Raw genomic sequence first — 20,361 nt, forward strand, 5'->3', positions numbered from 1 at the left:
CATTGGACCGAATCGAACGATGAACCTGATCCGCCGTACCCTCTCCTCGCTTGCCGTGGCCGCCCTGGTCGTCGGCACGGCCGTTGCCCAGCAGACCCCGCCCAAGCCCGTTCCGGTGCCGCGTCCGGTGACGCCCGAGGCCCCGGTGCCGCCGCCGCCGGATGTGGACGGCAAGAGCTGGGTGCTGATGGATTACGCCACCGGCCAGGTGCTCGCGTCGAAAGAACCCGATATGCGCGTGGAGCCGGCCTCGCTCACCAAGATCATGACCGACTACGTGGTCTCGGCCGAGGTGGCCAACGGCAAGATCCACATGGCCGACCCGGTCACCATCAGCGAGAACGCGTGGCGCGGCGGCGGTGCCGGCACCGACGGTTCCACCAGCTTCCTCAAGCTCAACAGCCAGGTGCCGCTGAAGGATCTGCTGTACGGCCTGATCATCCAGTCCGGCAACGACGCCGCCATTGCGCTGGCCGAGCACACCGCCGGTTCGGAGCAGGCCTTCACCGGCCTGATGAACGGTTATGCCAAGCAGCTGGGCATGACCAATTCGAATTTCCAGAATTCGTCGGGTTATCCGATCGCCAATCACTACTCGACCGCACGCGACATCGCGCTGCTGTCGCGCGCGCTGATCCACGATTTCCCCGAGGACTATGCGATCTCGGCGATCAAGGATTTCGAGTGGAACGGCATCAAGCAGCACAATCGCAACTTGCTGCTGTGGCGCGATCCCACCGTCGATGGCATCAAGACCGGCCACACGGCCGCCGCGGGTTTCTGCCTGGCTGCCTCGGCCAAGCAGGGCGATTCGCGCATGATCGCCATCGTGATGGGCTCGACCAACGAGAAGACGCGTGCGGACGCCGCCATGGCGCTGCTGAGCTACGGTTTCCGTTTCTATGAGACGCACAAGCTGTATGACGGCGGCAAGCCGCTGGCCACGCCGCGCCTGTGGAAGGGTCAGTCCAACCAGCTGCCGCTGGGCGTGAGCGACAACGTGCTGGTCACCGTCAAACGCGGCGACTACGACAAGCTGCAGGCCACGCTGGACGTCCCGGCAACGCTGGTGGCGCCGTTCACCAAGGGCCAGCAGGTCGGCACGCTGCGCGTCACGCTGGACGGCCAGCCGGTGCAGAACGTTCCGCTGGTGGCGCTGGCCGATGCGCCGCAGGCCGGCTTCTTCGGCCGCCTGTGGGACAGCATCATGCTGTGGTTCCATAGCGACAAGAAGCCTGACGAAAAGAAGTGAGGGAGGTGGCACTGATGCGCGATATCGACTCCATCGAGGCCCAAGAGGGCCAGGGCTTCCAGTTCCCCGGCGAATTCGAGATCACCGCCATGGGCAACGCCAGCGCGGATCTGCAGGCCCGCGTGCCGCAGATCCTCGAAGGCATCGGCGTGCACGTGCTGCATGAGACGGTCAAGCACCGCCATTCGCGCGAAGGCAACTTCATCTCGGTGACGGTGAGCTTCCGCGCCGAGTCGCGCGAGCAGTACGACGAGGCGCATGCCTCGCTGCGGGCCGACCCGGATATCCGCTACACGCTGTAACGCCGGTGGCGAGACGCCCAGGCCTGGCGGGCCACCGTGCCCGCCGGCCTTTCAGTGACTTCCAGCCCTTGCAAGGGTGGTCTCACGACCGCAGATAATCACTTCCGTCCCCAGGCCATTCCCCATGTCCTTGCCGCTCAAAGTTCGTCGTCTCGGTCGCCAGCCCTACGAGGCGACCTGGGAGGCGATGAGCCAATTCACCAATAACCGGGGGCCTGACACCCCGGACGAACTGTGGCTGCTGGAACACGATCCGGTGTTCACGCTCGGCCAGGCCGGCAAGACCGAACACGTGCTGGCGCCGGGCGATATCCCGGTCATCCATGTCGATCGCGGCGGCCAGGTGACCTATCACGGCCCGGGCCAGATCGTGGCTTATCCGATGATCGACTTGCGTCGCGTCGGAGTCAGCGTGCGCGAGCTGGTCAACAAGATCGAGCAGGCCATCATCGACACGATGGGCCACTGGAACATCGGCGCCGAGCGCATCGAGGGCGCCCCCGGCGTCTACGTGGCGGGCGCCAAGGTGGCGGCGTTGGGCCTGCGCGTGCGGCGGGGCTGCAGCTTCCACGGCCTGGCCTTCAACGTAAACATGGATCTCGAGCCGTATCACCGCATCAATCCGTGCGGTTACAAGGACTTGGCGGTCACGCAAGTGCTAGACTTGGGTGGTCCGTCGCGCCTTTCGGACGTCGAGGACGCCCTGGTGGAGGAGTTCTGCCACCAGTTCGGATTCGTCGCCGAGGCGGCGCCCCCCATACTCCCTGAACTACCCGCTCGCGTAGCGGTCTGAGCTGGCCTACATGAGCGAAATCTCCACTTCCAAAGTCATCCCGATCAGCGTCGTCGGCACCACCGGTGTCGAGAAGCAATTGGGCAACGACAAGATCGGGCTCAACCGAGCCGGCTTCGACACGACCGTGCCGACGCTGCGCAAGCCGAGCTGGATCCGCGTGCGCCTGCCGCAGGGCAACGCCGTGCAGCAGCTGAAATCGCGCCTGCGCGAGAACTCGCTGGTGACGGTGTGCGAGGAAGCCTCGTGCCCGAACATCCACGAGTGCTTCAGCAAGGGCACCGCCACCTTCATGATCCTCGGCGAGGTCTGCACCCGCCGTTGCTCGTTCTGCGACGTGGCCCATGGCCGCCCGGCCGCGCCCGATCCGCTGGAACCGGCGCGCCTGGCCGAGACCATCCGCGACATGCGCTTGAAGTACGTGGTGATCACCTCGGTGGATCGCGACGACCTGCGCGACGGCGGCGCCGAGCATTTCGCTGCGTGCATCCGTGCCACGCGTCATGCCGCGCCGGACATCAAGATCGAAATCCTCACGCCCGACTTCCGCGGCAAGGGCCGCATGGAGCGCGCGCTGGAAGTGTTGAAGGACTTCCCGCCGGACGTGTTCAACCACAACCTGGAAACCGTGCCGCACCTCTATCGCGAAGTGCGTCCGGGCGCCGATTACCAGTGGTCGCTGGACTTGCTCAAGCGCTTCAAGGCGCAGCATCCGGACGTGCCGACCAAGTCCGGCATCATGCTGGGCCTGGGCGAGACGATGGAGCAGGTGCTGGAGACCATGCGCGATCTGCGTGCGCACGATGTGGACATGATTACCATCGGCCAGTATCTGCAGCCCACGCCGCATCACCACCCGGTGGTCCGCTACTGGACGCCGGACGAGTTCAACGAACTGCGCGAAGCCGGCGAAGCGATGGGTTTCCATCACGTCGCGTCCGGTCCGCTGGTGCGTTCGTCCTACCACGCTGACCTGCAGGCTCACGCCGCAGGTGTCACCGAGCACGCCTGAGAGCTTCCCGAGACCCTATGAAACTGCGCCCCTCGCTTGCCCTGTTGCTTGCCCTTGCCGTCACCGGCGTCGGTGTCCACGCGCAGTCCGCTGCCGATCTCGCCGGTGACAACGCACCGCGCAAGTTCTCCACGCTGCCGCTCAAGCCCTCCGTCACGCAGGCACAGGCGGCGCAGCTTTCCGCTCGCTTCCTCACGCGCTTCCATTACGACGCGAAGCCGCTCGACGATGCGATGTCGCAGAAGATCTACAAGGCCTACGTCGACAGCCTCGACGGCGAGAAGGTGTTCTTCACGCAGGCCGACCTGGCCAAGTTCGCGCCGCTGAAGACGCAGATGGACGATGCCATCTGGAACCAGGACCTGACCGGTCCGTTCTCGATGTTCAACCTGTACATCACGCGTGCGATCGAGCGCATGACCTATGCGCGCAGCCTGCTCAAGCAGGGCTTCGATCTGAACACCAACGAGAGCTACAACTACGACCGCAAGAAGGCCGAGTGGCCCAAGGATCAGGCCGAGCTCGACACCTTGTGGCGCGAGCGCACCATGAACGACTGGCTGCGCCTGAAGCTCGCCGGCAAGACCGATGACGACATCCGCAAGACGCTGGACAAGCGCTACGCCGGCTACATCGACCGCGTGAAGCAGCTCGACGGCGAGGATGCGTTCCAGTCCTTCATGAACTCCTATGCCGAGTCCACCGATCCGCACACCGATTACCTCGGCCCCCGTGCGGCGGAAAACTTCGACATCTCGATGAAGCTGTCGCTGGAAGGCATCGGCGCGGTGCTGCAGACGCGCGACGAGTACACCGCGATCCGCGAAATCGTGCCGGCCGGCCCGGCCGCCAAGTCGGGCAAGGTGCACGTGGGCGACCGCGTGGTTGCCGTCGGCGAAGGCACCAGCGGCCCGATGGTCGACGTGATCGGCTGGCGCGTGGATGACGTGGTCAAGCGCATCCGCGGCAAGAAGGACACCACCGTTCGCCTGGAAATCCTCCCGGCCGATGCGGGCGTGGACGGCAAGCACGAGCTGGTCAGCATGGTGCGCCAGAAGGTCAGCATCGAAGAGCAGGCCGCCAAAAAGAAGGTCATCGAGATCAAGGACGCTGGCGTCACGCGCAAGATCGGCGTGATCGATCTGCCGAGCTTCTATTCCGATTTCGGCGCGCGCCGCGAAGGCGACAAGGATTTCAAGAGCGCCACCCGCGACGTGGCCAAGCTGCTCGGCGAGCTGAAGGCTGAGAACGTGGAAGGCGTGGTGATCGATCTGCGCAACAACGGCGGCGGTTCGCTGGCCGAAGCCAACGAGCTCACCGGTCTGTTCATCGACCAGGGCCCGGTGGTGCAGGTGCGCGATGCGCGCGGCGAAGTGCAGGTGCAGGGCGACGACGAGCCGGGCATGTCCTGGAGCGGTCCGATGGCTGTGCTGGTCAATCGTGGTTCGGCTTCGGCCTCGGAGATTTTTGCCGCGGCGATCCAGGACTACGGCCGTGGTCTGATCATCGGCCAGCCGACCTTCGGCAAGGGCACCGTGCAGAACCTGGTGGACCTTGACCGCTTCACCCGCAACAACAGCGAGAAGCCGCAGTACGGCGAGCTGAAGATGACCATCCAGGAATTCTTCCGCATCAATGGCGGTTCCACCCAGCTGAAGGGCGTGACGCCGGATATCCAGTTCCCCAAGAACGGCGACGAGAAGGACTTCGGCGAGTCGACGTACGACAACGCGCTGCCGTGGACGCAGATCGCGCCGGCTGACTACAAGCCGGTGGCCGACCTCAAGGCGTACTTGAACCAGCTGCAGACCAGGCACGACGCGCGCACCGCGAAGTCGCCGGGCTGGAAGCTGATGCTCGACGAGCTGGCGCAGTACCGCAAGATGCGCGACAAGACCACCATCTCGCTCAACTTCGCCCAGCGCGAAACCGAGCGCAAGGATCTGGACGCCATCCAGGCTGATTTCCGCGCCCGCCACAAGGCGATCGACGGCAATGCAGTGGACGACGATGACAACCTCGCCGTGGACGATGGCCTCAACGCCAACGAGCGCAGCCTCAAGAGCGAGCTGAAGCAGGAGAAGGACGCCAAGAAGGCGGCCGATCCGCAGCTCGACGAAACCGCGCACATCCTGTTCGACGCGGCCGGCCTGATCAAGGGCGATGCGAAGCTGGCGGCGGAAGTGCTGCCGTATGGTGGCAAGTACTCGAACATCAGCGCCAACACTGCCGCGGCGGCGCCTGAGAAGGCACAGCCGCAGAGTCCAGCGGCGCACTGACGGGGTTGGGTTTGACGAAGAAAAGGCGGCCGATGGCCGCCTTTTCTTTTTGAAGTTTCAGCAACCTCAGTCGCGCTTTTCTGTGGGAGCGCACCCTGTGCGCGACAAACCTACGGAGCGGAACATCGCGGCGTGGCCGTCGCGCACAGGGTGCGCTCCCACAGGGTTGGGCTCCGCAGGGACCTATTTCGCCGCCTTCGCCTTCTTCTCCGCCTGCTCTTTCTTCCACTGCTGGTAATCCGCAAAATGCGGCATCTCGCGCAGCAGCTTGCTGCGGGGATCAATGATCACCAGCGCCCCGGCGGGCGCCGCGATGCTGGCGTTGCCGCCATTCATGGGAACGGTCAGCAGCTTGTCGCCCACCTGCACCTCCACCGGCATCGGAAAAGGCTTGTCGTGCGGCACCTGCCAGTGCAGCGTGAGCAGGTTGCCTTCCTGGCGCGTCTCCAGTTTCGGCAGGGCGGCTTCGCGCAGATACACATCGAAGAACCAGTTGAGATCACGGCCGCTCACCTGGTTCACGATCTCGATGTAGTCGTGCGTGGTCGCGTAGTGCGGCGTGAAGTTGCCGGGCTTGGGATCGGGGCGGCCATACACCAGGCGCCGGATACTTTCGAAGAAGGCCTCGTCGCCGATCATCTGCCGCAACGTATGCAGCATCAGCGAGCCCTTGTTGTAGATGTCGTTGCCGGGGCCACGCTTGGCGTCGTAGACGTCTTCCTCGTACTGGCTGTGCCCTGCCACGATGGGATAGGCGTTCTTCACCAGGCTCCGTTCGTTCTGCAGCATCGAGAAATACGGCATGTCGCCGTAGAGATACTGGCCGTACAGCGGCTGCATATAGGTGCCGAAGCCTTCGTGCAGCCACATGTCGTCCCAGTCGGCGTTGGTCAGCTGGTTGCCGAACCACTCGTGCGAGAACTCGTGCTGCAGCAGCCAGTCGAAGCCATATTCGCCGCGCGGATAACCGTTGCCATAGGCGTTGATGGTCTGGTGTTCCATGCCCAGGTGCGGTGTTTCCACCACGCCCATCTTCTCGTCGCCAAACGGGTAGGGACCAATCTCGCGCTCGAAGAAGTCGAGCATGCGCGGGAATTCGGCGAACAGCTGCTTGGCCTGTGCCTCGTGGCCGCGCAAATACCACATCTGCATCAGGATGGTGTTGCCGTAGCGGCTGCGGTAGTCGCCCTTCAACACGTCGAACGGACCGATGTTCAGTGAGATGGCATAAGTAGTCGGGTGTTTCGCACGCCAGTGATACGTGTGCGTGTCGCCATGTTCCTTGAGGTCGACCAGCACGCCATTGCCTGGCGCTGCCAGCGTTTTGGGTACGGTGACATAGGTATCGACCAGATCGGGCTTGCCTTGCGGATGATCGATGCACGGCCAGAACAGATCGCAGCCTTCGCCTTCCACCGCCGTGGCGATCCACGGTTGGCCGTCGTCGGTGTGGCTCCATACAAAGCCGCCATCCCACGGTGCCTTCTTGGCTACATGCGGCTTGCCGCCATAGCGGATATCGACGAGGACCTTTTCGCCCTTGGCGAGTGGCTTGGGCAGTGCGATGCGCAGGCGGCCATCGGGATTGCTCCACTTGTCATTGGCCAGCGTCTTGCCGTTGATGGAGAGCTGCGAGATGGCGAGGTTCGGATCGAGATCGAGCAGCAAGGTGTCGGTTGCTTCGCGCGCGCTGAAGCTCAGGCGCGCGTCGGCATCGATGCTTTGCTGCGCGATATCCACAGTGAAATGCAACTCGGCGTGATCGAAGTTCACGCGCTGCTGTTCGGCGGGCATTTGGCCGCCGGAGCGGAGCGTTTGTTCGGTCAGTGCTGATTGTGCGGATGGCTGGGCGTCTTCAGCGTGGGTCGCGGCGCAAAGCGCGAGACAAAGGGCGAGTGTGAGTGGGCGCAGACGCGTCATGGGAAGGCCTTGTGGTGAACACGCGGAGGATGCCAGTCGATCGAAGCGCTGTCACCGAGCTGCATCAGGACGCAGGTGGCAGACCCTGCGGGAGCCCCCTGTGGGAGCGCACCCTGTGCGCGACGCGGCGGTGATGTTGTCTGTGCAGTCGGTCATCGCCCCGCAAAAATCCTGGCATGAGAGACCGATGGTGCGCCGCGTCGCGCACAGGGTGCGCTCCCACAGGGGTTTGCTACAGGGGTATCCCAGAGGGGCGCACAAAAAAGGCGACGCAGTGCGTCGCCTTCTTCATGCCGATGTCGGTAACGACTCAGCGCTTGTAACGCTGCTGCAGGAACGCAAAGAACGCCCTCAGTCCGAGCGCCTCACCACCACGCGGCCGGCCGGGGCGGTCGGCATCGTTCCACGCGTAGGTATCCAGATGCAGCCAGGGCGTGGTCTCGGGAACGAAGCGCTCCAGATAAAGTGCCGCGGTGATGGCGCCGGCGTGGCGCGACGCACCGGAGTTGGCGATGTCGGCCAGATACGATTCCAGCATCTTGCGATACGGGCGCCACAGCGGCAGGCGCCACAGCGGATCGTTTACCGCGCGGCCGGCGGCGATCACGCCGTCGGCCGCGTCATCGTTGTTGGCGAACAGCGCAGGCACGTCGGGGCCGAGCGCAATGCGCGCCGCGCCGGTGAGAGTGGCGTAGTCGATGATCAGGTCCGGCTTCTGCTCGCCTGCATAGGTGAGCGCGTCGCACAGCACCAGGCGACCTTCGGCGTCGGTGTTGTCCACTTCCACCGTGATGCCGGCGCGCGTGGTGATGACTTCTCCCGGGCGCATTGCCGCGCCCGACACCGCGTTCTCCACGGCGGGGATCAGCAGCTGCAGGCGCACCGGCAGCTTGGCCTGCATGATCAGGCCGGCCAGCGCGATCGCGTGGGCGGCGCCGCCCATGTCCTTTTTCATCCAGCGCATGCCGTCGGCGGGCTTCAGATCCAGGCCGCCGGTATCGAAGCACACGCCCTTGCCGACCACGGCGATCTTCGGATCGCTGCTCTTGCCCCAGTTCAGTTCGATCAGTCGCGGCGAGCGATGGCTGGCGCGGCCCACGGCGTGGATGGTGGGGAAGTTGGCGGAGAGCAGTTCATCGCCCACCCATTCGCGCACCTTGGCCTTGTGCGTCTTGCCCAGCTGCTTGACCGCGTCGGCGAGGTGCTTGGGGCCCATGTCCTCGGTCGGTGTGTTGACCAGGTCGCGCACCAGGGTGGTGGCCTCCGCGAGCGGCAGCAGCGTCGCGAGGTCCGCGGCGGCGATGGCGAGCTTGGCCGGCGCGCGGCGCGCCTTGCGGTAGCGGGTGAATTCGTAGGCGCCCATCGCCCAGCCCAGCGCGGCCTGCAGCTTGTCCTTCAACACGCCCTCGTCGGCGAGGTGATAGGTGGCCTCCGGCAGCGTGCGCGGCAGCGCGCCCAGCGCACTCAGTGCATCGCTGGCATCGACGCCGACCAGCACGCGCACCAGTTTGCCGCTCTCATCCGCAATCAGCGCGAACGTGCCGGGCGCGGCCTCGAACCCTGAGTCGGCTACCCAGCGGCGCTGCGCGGCGGTGAGGCGGCGTTTGGTGGCGGCTAGGTGCTGGGTGTCGGTGGTCTCGAGGGCGATGCTCTGGCGCTCGCCGGCTTTGCGTTCGATCAGGACGGACATGGAATTCCTTGCGCGGCGGCTATGCGGGCGCGGTGGGCTTTTGGTGATGCTCAATGATGCGCGCTTTTGGAGGCGGGGGCGAGACGGTATTTGGGTGGGAGCCTGGTTTCCCCGCGTGGCGCTGACCTCTGTGGGAGCGCACCCTGTGCGCGACGGCCACGCAGGGGTGTGCCGCTCCGTAGGTTTGTCGCGCACAGGGTGCGCTCCCACAGAAAAAGCGGGTCTGCGTGTTCCCTTGTAGGAGCGCACCTTGTGCACGACCGCGGGGTTGGGGTGTACCGCTCCGTAGGTTGGTCGCGCACAGAGTGCGCTCCTACAGTGGGGTCTATCAGCCCTGTGCCTCCAACCAATCCACCAGCGCACTCATATCGCGCAGGTCGAGGTCAGGGGCGGTGCCGAGGAGGCCGGGCCAGGGGTGCCCGTGGCGATTGATCCAGGCGGTGCGCAGGCCCGCATCGCGGGCGCCGACGACGTCCAGTTCCGGATCGTCGCCAACGTGGAGGATTTCTTCAGGCCGCAGCCCGAGGTGCTCGGCGGCGGCAACAAAAATGCGTGCATCGGGTTTGGCGATGCCGGTGTCGCGGGCGCAGATGTGGTGCGCGAAGTGTTCGCGGATGCCGATGCGATCGAGGTCGGCATTGCCGTTGGTGAGGCTGACCACCGGCCAGCGTCCAGCGAGGCGCTGGAGGGCGGGCAGGCTGTCGGGATAGAGCTCGACGCTGTTGCGCGCCGAGAAGTAGACCTCCCACAACGTTTCCAGCGGCGCCTCGTCGATGCCGCAGGCAGTGAAGGCCCGTTGCATGGTGATATGGCGTTGCGCGGTGAAGTCGTGGGCCAGGTCGGTGCGCTCGGCAGCGACCTCGGCACGCAGCGCGCGCATGGCCGGGATGGGCCATGCGCGCGCGACGTTCGGATAGTGCTGGCGCAGGTACGCATCCAGATCGCGGTCGGCACGCTCCAGGGCCGGCAGTACCGGCCACAAGGTGTCGTCCAGGTCGAGCGTCAGGGCGCGGATGCGCACGTGCGTTGCGATCAGTTGCCGCTGACCTTCAGCACCTGGTCGATCTTCACGTTGTCGCTGGACAGGTTGTTCCACTGCTTCAGCTGCGCCGTCGACACCGAGTACTTCTTGGCGATGACGCCGAGCGTGTCGCCCTTGGCCACGGTGTAGGTCTGGCCGGAAGCAGCGCCAGCCTTTTCAGCCGACGGGGTCGCTTCGGCAGCAGCCGTCGGTGCGGTCGGCATGGAAACCGGCGTTGCCGTCGGGATCGGATCGGCGACCACGTCCATCTTGATGCCGTTCTCGGCGAGCAGCTTCTCGCGGCGGGCCTTGTCGTTCTGGGCCAGCTGCGGTGCATCGGTGTACGGCACTAGCTGATGGGCGCGGGCCAGCGAACGCACTTCGTCGGTGTGCAGGAATTCCATGAAGGCGGTGATCTGCGCGGCCTTCGGGCTTTCCTTGTTGGTGACGAGGTACAGCGGGGTGTACAGCACGTAGCTGCCATCGGTGACGGTGGCCACGCTAGGACGCACGCCGTCCACGCTGACCATCTTCACCTTGCTGTTGCTGGCCACGCCCGACAGGGTGGTCACGCCCAGCGCGTTCGGATCGAGCGTAACCGCTTCTTCCAGCTTGGCCGTGTTGACGTACAGACGCGGTGCGGCGACCGGCTGGTTGCCGCGACCGAAGATCAGGCGACGCAGGCTGTATTCCACGCCGTCACCCGGGCTGGCCACGGCATACAGGTTGATCGGCGCGTCCTTGCCGCCGACGTCCTTCCAGTTGGTGATCTTGCCGAAGTAGATGTCGTGCAGCTGCTTGACGGTGAGGTTGCCGGTGCCGTTGGACGGATGCGTGATCATCACCAGCGCGTCGAATGCGACCGGCGTGAACACCAGGTCGGTCTCGGTGCCGCCGGCGCTGTTGCGCGCGCTGCCGGCGATGTCGGCCAGGCCGTGCGCCACGGCGTCCAGGCCCGAGGCGGTGTTGAACGGCTGGATCTCGATGCGGCCCTTGCCGCTCTTTTCCCAGGCCTTGCTCACGTCTTCCACCACGCCACGGGCGGTGGCGTAGTCGCCGCGCCACACGAGTGCCGGCGGCGGCGGGGTGGTGGGCTTCTTGGTCGACTTGGTGGTTTTGCCAGCGGCGAGAGCGCCGGTGGCTGCGCATGCGGTAAGCAGCGCAACGATGAGCAGGCGGGAAATGCGTGATGACATGGCGGTGGGGAACCTCGAATGATGATGATGGTTCGCAGGCCGCCTTAGCTGGGCGTGCGTGCAAGAAAGGTGTAACTCGGCTATTTCAGCCAGCCTGCACGCAAACCGCAAGCGAATTCATGCCCTTGCATCGTGAAAAAACGCGACGACGGACACGCATCGCAAGCCGCGTTTATCCCCCGTTCCCGCATGTCACGACAAAGCGGCCTGTCGCAGCTCGGTTGCGACATGAGCCGCCTTGTCGCGGCGGGAATGACATCAGCGGATATCCACGTAGCGCACGCCATCGTCGCCAGACACCACCAGCACCAGCTGGCGAGGATTCACACCGGCGAGCTGCTGCAACGTGCGCAGGTCGGGAATGCGCAGGTTGCCGATGCCGATCACCATGTCGTTCGCCTGCAAACCCGCCTGCGCCGCGCGACTGCCTGCACGCACGCCGCTCACGGCCACACCACCCAAGCCCTGCGAGCGCAGGTTCTGCGGAAGCTCGCTGAAGGTCACGCCGGCCAATCGCGCATCGAGTTTGGCGCCATCCACCGTGGCGAGCTTCTCGGGAACCAGCTTGGCGCTGACGTTGCGCGCGGCGCCATTGCGCTGCACCGCCAGCGTCACCGTGCTGCCCAGCGGCAGCAGGCCTTCGGCATTTCGCAGGTCCTGCGCGTTGCGCAGCGGCTTGCCGTCGAGCGCTGTGATGACGTCGCCCACCTGGATATCCGCACTGTCTGCCGCCGAGCCCGAGTTGACGCGCGTGACCACCGCGCCGTTGCTGTCCTTGAGCCCCAGCACCTTGGCGATACGCGGGGTGATGTCCTGCGTCTCCACGCCCAGATTGCCGCGATTGACCTTACCGTGGGCAATCAGCTGCTTCATCACCTCCGTGCTGAGATTGGTGGGAATGGCAAAGCCAATGCCCACGTTGCCGCCCGACGGCGAGAAGATCATGGTGTTAATGCCGACCAGTTCGCCGCGCAGATTCACCAGCGCGCCACCGGAGTTGCCTGGGTTGATCGAGGCATCGGTCTGGATGAAGTTCTGATAGCCCGTGCCGCCCAGGCCCGAACGGCCCAGCGCCGACACGATGCCCGAGGTCACCGTCTGCCCGAGCCCGAACGGATCACCCACCGCCACCACGAAGTCGCCCACGCGCAGCTGCGCGGAATCGGCCATCGGCAGCGCCTGCAGATTCGTGCCCTGGATCTGCACCACGGCCACGTCGGTATCCGGATCGGTGCCCACCAGCTTGCCCTTGAAGTCGCGGCCGTCCTGCAGCGTCACCGTGATGTCGTCGGCGCCGCCCACCACATGGTTGTTGGTGAGGATGTAGCCCTTGGCCGCATCCACGATCACGCCCGAACCCAGGCTCTGCTCCACCCGCGAACGCGGCGAACCCTGCAGGCCGAAGAACTGCCGGAACAGCGGATCGTCGAAGTACGGATCGCGCACCTGCACCCGCGTCTTGGTGGAAATGTTCACTACGGCCGGCGTCACCTTCTCCAGCATCGGCGCCAGCGAAGGCAGCGGTTGTCCATCGATCGACACGGGAAGCGCGGCGTGACTGGCGAAGGGTGTCGCGGCAATCAATACCAAAACCGCGGCGGCCAGTCGGCGGACGAAACGAAGAAACATGGGGACTCCTTGTGCGTGGGTCGAATCGTTGGTCATTCGACTCGGCGCGGCGTCGGCGGTTCCACCGTTTGGTATTGACGAATTTACTTTACAAGGCGAAAGGGCAGCAGTAACTTTCCCTCGTTCGCGACCACAACATCTTGTGTGACCAGGCCGGGCCTAAACCCAAGAGCTGGTGTCACAGGGCACTCTCAGGGGGGAGTTGCCGAAGGGTCGGGCAGGGAACGCAAGGATCGGGCGCCAAGCGCGGCTTTTGCTTTTCAGGCGCGACTCGATACGAGCGGCTTAGCCGAATAGAACAACACCAATACGGGGCCGTGAGGCCAAACCGAGAGGTCAGGAAGCCGATGAGCACCGCGCGTGCACCAGCCGTAACCCGCGATACCGTCATTCCGCTGCAGCCTGCGTCCTACGATATCTGGGACAAGAAGTACCGCCTGAAGGCGAAGTCCGGCGCGCCGGTCGATGGCAGCGTGGACGAAACCTACCAGCGCGTCGCCCGCGCCCTGTCCGATGTGGAAGCCACCCCGGAGCTGCGCGAACACTGGTTCGAGCGCTTCCTGTGGGCGCTGCGCCGTGGCGCGATCCCCGCCGGCCGCATCACCTCCAACGCCGGCGCGCTGGAACACAAGCCCGCCACGTCCACCATCAACTGCACCGTGTCCGGCACTATCCGCGACTCCATGGACGACATCCTGGAGAAGGTGCACGAGGCCGGTCTCACGCTGAAGGCCGGCTGCGGCATCGGCTACGAGTTTTCCACGCTGCGTCCGCGCGGCGCGTACGTGTCGGGCGCCGGTGCGTACACCTCCGGCCCGCTGTCCTTCATGGATATCTACGACAAGATGTGCTTCACCGTCTCCTCGGCCGGTGGCCGTCGTGGCGCGCAGATGGGCACGTTCGACGTCAGCCATCCGGACGTGAAGGAATTCATCCGCGCCAAGCGCGAAGACGGTCGCCTGCGCCAGTTCAACCTCTCGCTGCTGATCACCGACGGCTTCATGCAGGCGGTGGAGCACGATCACGACTGGCCGCTCGTCTTCCCGGTGCACGTCAAGGAAAAGGACGAAGTCGACCTCACCGACGCCGAGAAGATCGTGTGGCGCGAGTGGCCCACCCACGAGAACTATGTGGGCCGCGACGATGGCCTGGTGGCCTGCAAGGTGTACGGGCACATTCGTGCGCGCCACCTGTGGGACATGATCATGGTGTCCACCTATGACTTTGCCGAGCCGGGTTTCATCCTGATCGACAAGGTCAACGAGATGAACAACAACTGGTGGTGCGAGCACATCCGCGCCACCAACCCCTGCGGCGAGCAGCCGCTGCCGCCGTACGGCTCGTGCCTGCTGGGCTCGGTGAACCTCACCACCTTCGTGCGCGACCCGTTCGGCCCCAAGGCCCGCTTCGACTGGGACGAATACCGCGAAGTGGTGAAGATCTTCACCCGCATGCTCGACAACGTGGTGGAGATCAACGGCCTGCCGCTGGAACAGCAGCGCCACGAGATCCTCTCCAAGCGTCGCCACGGCATGGGCTTCCTCGGCCTTGGCACCACGCTCACCATGCTCAAGATGCGCTACGGCACCTCCGAGTCGGTGGCCTTCACCGAAGAAGTCTCCCGCGAGATGGCCGTCGCCGGCTGGGAAGTGGCACTGGACCTGGCCAAGGAAAAGGGCCCCGCGCCCGTGCTCACCCGTGACTACACCGTCACCGGCGAGATGCTGCGCAAGCGTCCGGAAATGGCCACCGACGGCTACAAGGTCGGCGACTCCATCCCGGGTCGCGTGCTGCACGCCAAGTACAGCCGCTACATGCAGCGCATCGCCAGCGTGGCGCCCAACCTGGTGGCCGAGCTCGCCGAAACCGGCGCGCGCTTCACCCACCACAGCTCGATCGCGCCCACCGGCACCATCTCCCTGTCGCTGGCCAACAACGCCAGCAACGGCATCGAGCCGAGCTTTGCGCACCACTATTCGCGCAACGTGATCCGCGAAGGCCGCAAGACCAAAGAGAAGGTCGAAGTCTTCAGCTACGAGCTGCTGGCCTACCGCGCGCTGATCAACGCCGATGCCTTGCCCTACTCGGAAGACGCCAAGTCCAAGCTGCCCGAGTACTTCGTTTCGGCCGACGACATCTCGCCCAAGGAGCATGTCGACATCCAGGCGGCGGCGCAGCTGTGGGTGGATTCGTCCATCTCCAAGACGGCGAACGTCCCCACCGACTACCCGTACGAAGATTTCAAAGACATCTATTTTTACGCGTATAAGCAGGGTTTGAAGGGATGCACCACGTTCCGTTTCAACCCCGCGGCGTTCCAGGGTGTGCTGGTTAAAGAAGCCGACCTTGAGAGCACCCTCTACCGCTTCGAATTGGAGGACGGTAGTGTTGTCGAACTGAAAGGCAACGAAGAAGTGGAATACGACGGCGAAATGCATACCGCCGCCAACCTGTTCGATGCCTTGAAGGAAGGGTATTACGGAAAGTTCTAAACTATCCGCGATACCTGATCTCGGGTGTCAGCCCACTGCCAAGAGCAATACCGTAAATACCTTGCGGCAAGGCTCAACATAAAGTCCAGAATCCACGTCGGAGGGGATAACACGCATGTCCATCGATACCGAGTTTGATGTGAAAGAAGTAACCGCCCAGGTCGTAGACGCGCCGGTCGAGGTTCCCGTGGTCGAAGTGACCCCGGCAGCCAAGCCCAAGAAGGCTCGCGCCAAGAAGAAGGTGGCCGCGGCCAAGAAGGCTGCTCCGGCCAAGAAGGCTGCTGCAAAGAAGGCTGTGAAGAAGGCTGCCGGCAAGAAGACCGCCAAGAAGGCAGTCAAGAAGGCCGTCAAAAAGGCAGCTGCCAAGAAGACCGTGAAGAAGGCCGTCAAGAAGGCAGCCGTCAAGAAGGTCGCCAAGAAGGCTGTGAAGAAGGCAGCTGCCAAGAAGGTCGCCAAGAAGGCGGTCAAGAAGGCAGCCGCCAAGAAGGTCGCCAAGAAGGCCGTGAAGAAGGCAGTGCGCAAGTCCGCTGCCAAGAAGGCCGTCAAGAAGGTCATCAAAAAGACGGCCAAGAAGGCCGCCGTTAAGAAGGCGGTCCGCAAGGTCGCCGGTAAGAAGGCCGCCAAGGCGGTCAAGAGGTCCACTGCCAGCAAGAAGGCGAGCGTGAAGAAGGCCGTCCGCAAGGTCGCCAAGAAAGCCGCACGCCGTAAGTAAGCCGTAACGCGACCCGGCCCGGCGTTGAACACGCCGGGCCGGATCGTTCTAAAAAGCTCGTCATTGTTTTTTAGCTCGTCATTCCAGCGAAAGCTGGAATCCAGCGCCTCCAGCGCGAAAAAACGCGACCACCTCCAAGACGCCGGTCTGTAGCACCACGAACCGCCGCGCCGCCAAAACCGTCGGAAGAACACACCATGGCGATCAAGATCGAAAAGAAGATCAAGGGCTACAACGTCGTAAAGCCCGAGGACAAGGCCGCGTCCGCCGCTGCGCCCGCCGTTGCACCGGCAGCTTCCAAGGAAACGCCCAAGGCGGAAATCATCCAGATGCACGAGAGCCTGGAGCGTCCCGAGACGCTGGTCGGCTCCACCTACAAGATCAAATCGCCGCTGTTCGAGCACGCGTTGTACGTCACCATCAACGACATCGTGCTCAACGTCGGCACCCCGTACGAACAGCGCCGCCCCTTCGAGATCTTCATCAACTCGAAGAACATGGACCACTTCCAGTGGATCGTGGCGCTCACCCGCATCCTCTCCGCCGTGTTCCGCAAAGGCGGCGACGTCACCTTCCTGGTCGAAGAAATGAAGGCCGTCTTCGACCCCCGCGGCGGCTACTTCAAGGCCGGCGGCGTCTACATGCCCTCCATCGTCGCCGAGATCGGCGCGGTCATCGAGCAGCACATGAAGATGATCGGCCTGATCCACGACCCGGAAATGGACGAATCCACCCGCAAGCTGGTCGCCGAGAAGCGCGCCGCCTATGAGGCGGTGACGAACGGCAAGAAGGCTGCCGCTGCCACCACTGAAACGGCTGCCACCGAATCCTCCACCGGCTTCCCGCCGGGCGCCACCCTTTGCGCCAAGTGCAATACGCAGGCGCTGGTGCTGATGGATGGGTGCCAGACTTGTTTGAATTGTGGGTATAGCAAGTGCGGTTAGTAAAGTTTGGCTGCTAATTGCCGTAATAGACGAAGAGGGCGGCAGCAATGCCGCCCTTTTTACTTTTAGCGGTCCGACTCAAATGGCCGGGAATATTCGGGCGAGATTTCAGCGCTGCCAGTGGTACCCGATGTCCATGGCCGATCTAGAGCGTCAGGGAGAAGACGATGATTACGTCAATTGGTCACCCGCAGTGCCACTTCTCCCGCGATGCGGCGGCGGCTATCGAAGCCGATTCCCGTCTGAGCGCCATTTTCGCCAGCCACGCCCATTGGCTGATGCCCCAGGACGGTCGCATGCGACCTCGCAGCGTCGCGTCCTGGAACGCAACGCATCCGGTGGCCCGCATGAACTACATCTATCGGCAAAGTGATTGGGCGACCATCGACACGTGGTCAACGCCGACCTTCTACTTCTTCAGGGACGGGAGACAGGTGGGCAAGCTCGTGGGGTGGGGACCCGGCGACGAAGGCGAGCGGGCGTTGCGCAAGGAGCTGGAGAAGCTGGGGCTGCAGTGACCGACAAGGTGGTTTGGCCCGTGCGTGACGCCAGGGCGTTCAAGTCGCAGAAATAAAACTAGGGGTCTGAGTGCCGTTCGCTTCCGCGGAGGATCTTATGCGTCGTTATCTGATTTTTCTGATGCTACTTATGAGTGCTGCCGTTCACGCCGGGACATCACTCCGCGTCGGCAACAAAGTGCTGTCCGTCGGCGACAGCGCTGCGCGGGTGCTTGAGTTGATGGGCGAGCCGCGGGTGCGCGCATTCAAGCAATGGCAGGGAGGGGCCATGCCAGGCAACCAGCTGGCGGTCGGCGAGGAATGGCAGTACCCGCAAGACGGAAGGACGATCGTCATCACCGTGGTGGGCGGCCGGGTCGTGAGCTTTGAGGCGGTTCACGATTGATTGCCCGGTAAGCTGGCAACGCAGGGCTTGAGCCGGCACCAAAAAAGGAAATGGGCGGCGCAAACGCGACCGCCCATCAGTCCAGCCAGTCCCGTCGCTCGACGGGCCGTTGGTGCTCCGCCAGTAGGGCGGTCGCATGCTTGGCCGGGTTGTCCTGCCAACTCGGGAGCAGTTCCAGATTAAGCGACCGATTGTTGCGCCACCATCAGAAGAGTCTTAGTAAGTCGTAAAAACACGACGCATATCGAACGAAATATCGATCGGCGTGCACTTTCAGAAGATTCGCTGTAGGTCGCAGCGCAATCGAGGGCTCCGCGCAGTTGAAACGTACGCGACGGTACGTTTCTTCGCGCATCAAAACCATTCGAATGTCTTCCGCGAGCCCTTATCCCGTTATGCCTTGCCCGCCGGCTGGCGCGCAATCGTCGGATCGACCAAATCGATCGTCCGATTGGGTGCGAACCCGAATACGGCCTCGAACTCCGCGCTGGTCAGCAACGCTGCCGCGCGCTGGAAATAGGCCTGGTTGCGCGCATTCAGGGCTTCCGCCGACGGCATGACCGCTCCTTTGAGAACGGCATCCCGCTGGGCCAGCTGCTCCTCCCGCACGCTGTCGCGCAACGCCAGCAGGGGCGCGAGCTTGTCCGACGCATTGAGCGCGGACAGCGCCCGCTGGGCGTGGATGGCGAAGTCGTCGTTGGCGTCCATGGTGGTGACCGCGCTTGGAGACGAGGGAGGAGGTGGGACAACCGCGCAGCGCGAGATATTGGCGTTCCAGTCGTGATGCAGGATGCCGTACGTCCCATAGATAAAGCTGCTGGCACGGTAGCCCCGCGCCAACGCCACCGTCAACGGCGTCGTGCTCGTGCCACCCGTGGCCCATAGCACCTGATTGGCAAGCTGATGGCAGACCCCGTCCAGGCCGTAGTAGTAAATCGTGCCGCAGGCATTGGGTCGGGTATGCGGAGGGATGCTGTCCGACTCTTTGTTGGGAAGGCACAGGCACTGCGCCAACGCAAAGTCGCCGCTGGCGCTGCCGAGATATCCCTGGGGTTGCTCTGAGCTCTCGCCCTCGCTGTGAAAATCGCCCCAGCAATACCAATAGTTCGCCTGGGCTTTTTCTACAGCCTTGATGCTTTTGTACGGATCGATCCGGTTGTCGTAATCAGTGACAAACGTGTGGTCGACCGGCGAGTCGCTCGAGAAAGCCGGCGTGGCCCAAGCGTAAAGGGTCGTCATGCCCCGTCTCCAATCAAGTGGGAATGCGGTGCGCTGGTGTGGCGCGCAACGCTAGCACCCGGTGTTGGAGGGGAACGATAGGTCCTAAGTTGTAAGTACGTTGAGGCGCGTCCACCGCCGAGAAGACATGCCGAAAGTTGTCTGGGTCATTCTCAAGAAACGGAGTGCGTTTCTCGGAAGGTGAGCTCTGGGCGCGCAGCGGAGGTAGGAAGAGATTTCGCTAGACGATAGCTAGCTCACTCATCGATGAGTATTCGGCCACCGAATCAGGTTGATTGGCTGTGCTCGCGGCCTCTGCTGCTTGGGTCAGCAACACGCTAAGCAATTGAGCACGAAAGCGCACACTCGCGAGCAGCAAGCTGCCCCAGTAGAGCGAGATCAGGGCAGAACCGAGAACGAGTTCTAGCCAAGTCGGGTGAGGTGGCCATTGGAGGTCTTTGAACTGCAGGTAGAGTGCTGCTAAGACCGGAAGGGCGCCTAGCTTCTCAAGTCCGCCAGCAATGAGCGGGTACTTGTCCTTCAGTCGCTCGTGACGCTGTGCTGCGTACTTCGCCATGGCCTCTAGCCGCTCTTTGGGGAACGTGCCTAGCCACTCAACAAGCTCCTCATGGTGGCCCTGGTCAAAGTCCAGTTGCTCCGCAAAGTCGCGCCGCTCCGAAGCGAAGGTGGGAAATCGCCAAGGTCGTCGAGGGAGAAGCGCCATAGCCAGTGCGACGACTTCGACGACCAGCATGCTCGCAGTGAAGACGACCGTCGTCATGGTACTTGGAAGCACCTTGGCGGCGACTAGGCCAATGAACCAGGCGCCGAATCCAATAACGTAACCCCAAAGTTCACGTTTTTTCGGAGCAGTTGCCAGGCTCTCGTGGCCAGGCAACGCGTCAATGCGCTCGTTCAAAGCAGAAAAAGTCAGCGTCGCCGAATCCATAGCTCCCCCTCTGGTCCCTGAAGCATATGCCACGTCCTGCATGTCGTGG

The 20,361-nt window shown here is 63.6% G+C and carries 17 protein-coding genes; 10 read left to right on the forward strand and 7 right to left on the reverse strand.

Annotation, left to right across the window (positions count from 1 at the left end; all coding sequences use genetic code 11):
* The first annotated feature begins 19 nt into the window (after window positions 1-19).
* From AC1DMY_RS00060 to AC1DMY_RS00080, 5 genes are all read left to right on the forward strand, one after another.
* Window positions 20-1,252, forward strand: coding sequence for a D-alanyl-D-alanine carboxypeptidase family protein (locus AC1DMY_RS00060; protein ID WP_477163023.1), 1,233 nt, complete (start codon window positions 20-22; stop codon window positions 1,250-1,252).
* 14 nt (window positions 1,253-1,266) lie between these two features.
* Window positions 1,267-1,554, forward strand: a complete 288-nt coding sequence (locus AC1DMY_RS00065) for a YbeD family protein (protein ID WP_046971362.1) — start codon at window positions 1,267-1,269, stop codon at window positions 1,552-1,554.
* 124 nt (window positions 1,555-1,678) lie between these two features.
* On the forward strand, window positions 1,679-2,347 hold the full coding sequence (lipB, locus tag AC1DMY_RS00070; RefSeq protein WP_477163024.1) for a lipoyl(octanoyl) transferase LipB: 669 nt from the start codon (window positions 1,679-1,681) through the stop codon (window positions 2,345-2,347).
* A 10-nt stretch (window positions 2,348-2,357) separates the two neighbouring features.
* A complete protein-coding gene (gene lipA, locus AC1DMY_RS00075; RefSeq protein ID WP_477163025.1) occupies window positions 2,358-3,359 on the forward strand; it encodes a lipoyl synthase in 1,002 nt (333 codons plus the stop codon).
* A gap of 17 nt (window positions 3,360-3,376) precedes the next feature.
* The gene (locus AC1DMY_RS00080) at window positions 3,377-5,638 is read left to right on the forward strand and encodes a carboxy terminal-processing peptidase (RefSeq protein WP_477163026.1); all 2,262 of its coding nucleotides are present in this window, start codon (window positions 3,377-3,379) and stop codon (window positions 5,636-5,638) included.
* 183 nt (window positions 5,639-5,821) lie between these two features.
* Here the strand turns inward: AC1DMY_RS00080 and AC1DMY_RS00085 are convergent, their stop codons facing one another.
* The 5 genes from AC1DMY_RS00085 to AC1DMY_RS00105 all read right to left on the reverse strand — a co-directional run bounded on the left by AC1DMY_RS00085 (window position 5,822) and on the right by AC1DMY_RS00105 (window position 13,094).
* On the reverse strand, window positions 5,822-7,558 hold the full coding sequence (locus AC1DMY_RS00085) for a M1 family metallopeptidase (protein WP_477163027.1): 1,737 nt from the start codon (window positions 7,556-7,558) through the stop codon (window positions 5,822-5,824).
* Window positions 7,559-7,868: 310 nt separating this feature from the next.
* On the reverse strand, window positions 7,869-9,248 hold the full coding sequence (locus tag AC1DMY_RS00090; protein WP_477163028.1) for a leucyl aminopeptidase family protein: 1,380 nt from the start codon (window positions 9,246-9,248) through the stop codon (window positions 7,869-7,871).
* Window positions 9,249-9,576: 328 nt separating this feature from the next.
* The gene (locus AC1DMY_RS00095; RefSeq protein ID WP_477163029.1) at window positions 9,577-10,269 is read right to left on the reverse strand and encodes an HAD family hydrolase; all 693 of its coding nucleotides are present in this window, start codon (window positions 10,267-10,269) and stop codon (window positions 9,577-9,579) included.
* Window positions 10,270-10,280: 11 nt separating this feature from the next.
* Window positions 10,281-11,465, reverse strand: coding sequence for a substrate-binding domain-containing protein (locus AC1DMY_RS00100; protein WP_477163030.1), 1,185 nt, complete (start codon window positions 11,463-11,465; stop codon window positions 10,281-10,283).
* Between the two features lie 258 nt (window positions 11,466-11,723).
* Window positions 11,724-13,094, reverse strand: a complete 1,371-nt coding sequence (locus AC1DMY_RS00105) for a Do family serine endopeptidase (RefSeq protein WP_477163031.1) — start codon at window positions 13,092-13,094, stop codon at window positions 11,724-11,726.
* A 347-nt stretch (window positions 13,095-13,441) separates the two neighbouring features.
* Between AC1DMY_RS00105 and AC1DMY_RS00110 the strand changes: the two genes are divergently transcribed.
* The 5 genes from AC1DMY_RS00110 to AC1DMY_RS00130 all read left to right on the forward strand — a co-directional run bounded on the left by AC1DMY_RS00110 (window position 13,442) and on the right by AC1DMY_RS00130 (window position 18,145).
* On the forward strand, window positions 13,442-15,586 hold the full coding sequence (locus AC1DMY_RS00110; RefSeq protein ID WP_477163032.1) for an adenosylcobalamin-dependent ribonucleoside-diphosphate reductase: 2,145 nt from the start codon (window positions 13,442-13,444) through the stop codon (window positions 15,584-15,586).
* A 115-nt stretch (window positions 15,587-15,701) separates the two neighbouring features.
* Entirely contained in the window at window positions 15,702-16,298 is a 597-nt protein-coding gene (locus AC1DMY_RS00115) for a histidine biosynthesis protein HisIE (protein ID WP_199728188.1), read from the forward strand.
* A gap of 197 nt (window positions 16,299-16,495) precedes the next feature.
* Window positions 16,496-17,242, forward strand: coding sequence for a TSCPD domain-containing protein (locus AC1DMY_RS00120; RefSeq protein WP_477163033.1), 747 nt, complete (start codon window positions 16,496-16,498; stop codon window positions 17,240-17,242).
* Between the two features lie 167 nt (window positions 17,243-17,409).
* A complete protein-coding gene (locus AC1DMY_RS00125; protein WP_477163034.1) occupies window positions 17,410-17,760 on the forward strand; it encodes a hypothetical protein in 351 nt (116 codons plus the stop codon).
* 97 nt (window positions 17,761-17,857) lie between these two features.
* Window positions 17,858-18,145 carry a DUF2845 domain-containing protein gene (locus AC1DMY_RS00130; protein ID WP_477163035.1) on the forward strand — a complete coding sequence of 96 codons (288 nt, stop codon included), beginning with the start codon at window positions 17,858-17,860 and terminating at the stop codon, window positions 18,143-18,145.
* A gap of 393 nt (window positions 18,146-18,538) precedes the next feature.
* On the opposite strand, the gene AC1DMY_RS00135 is transcribed toward AC1DMY_RS00130, so the two are convergent.
* The gene (locus AC1DMY_RS00135) at window positions 18,539-19,384 is read right to left on the reverse strand and encodes a hypothetical protein (RefSeq protein ID WP_477163036.1); all 846 of its coding nucleotides are present in this window, start codon (window positions 19,382-19,384) and stop codon (window positions 18,539-18,541) included.
* A gap of 220 nt (window positions 19,385-19,604) precedes the next feature.
* Entirely contained in the window at window positions 19,605-20,312 is a 708-nt protein-coding gene (locus AC1DMY_RS00140; protein WP_477163037.1) for a hypothetical protein, read from the reverse strand.
* Window positions 20,313-20,361 lie beyond the last annotated feature (49 nt).

The sequence above is a fragment of the Dyella sp. 01L423 genome, from assembly GCF_056399945.1.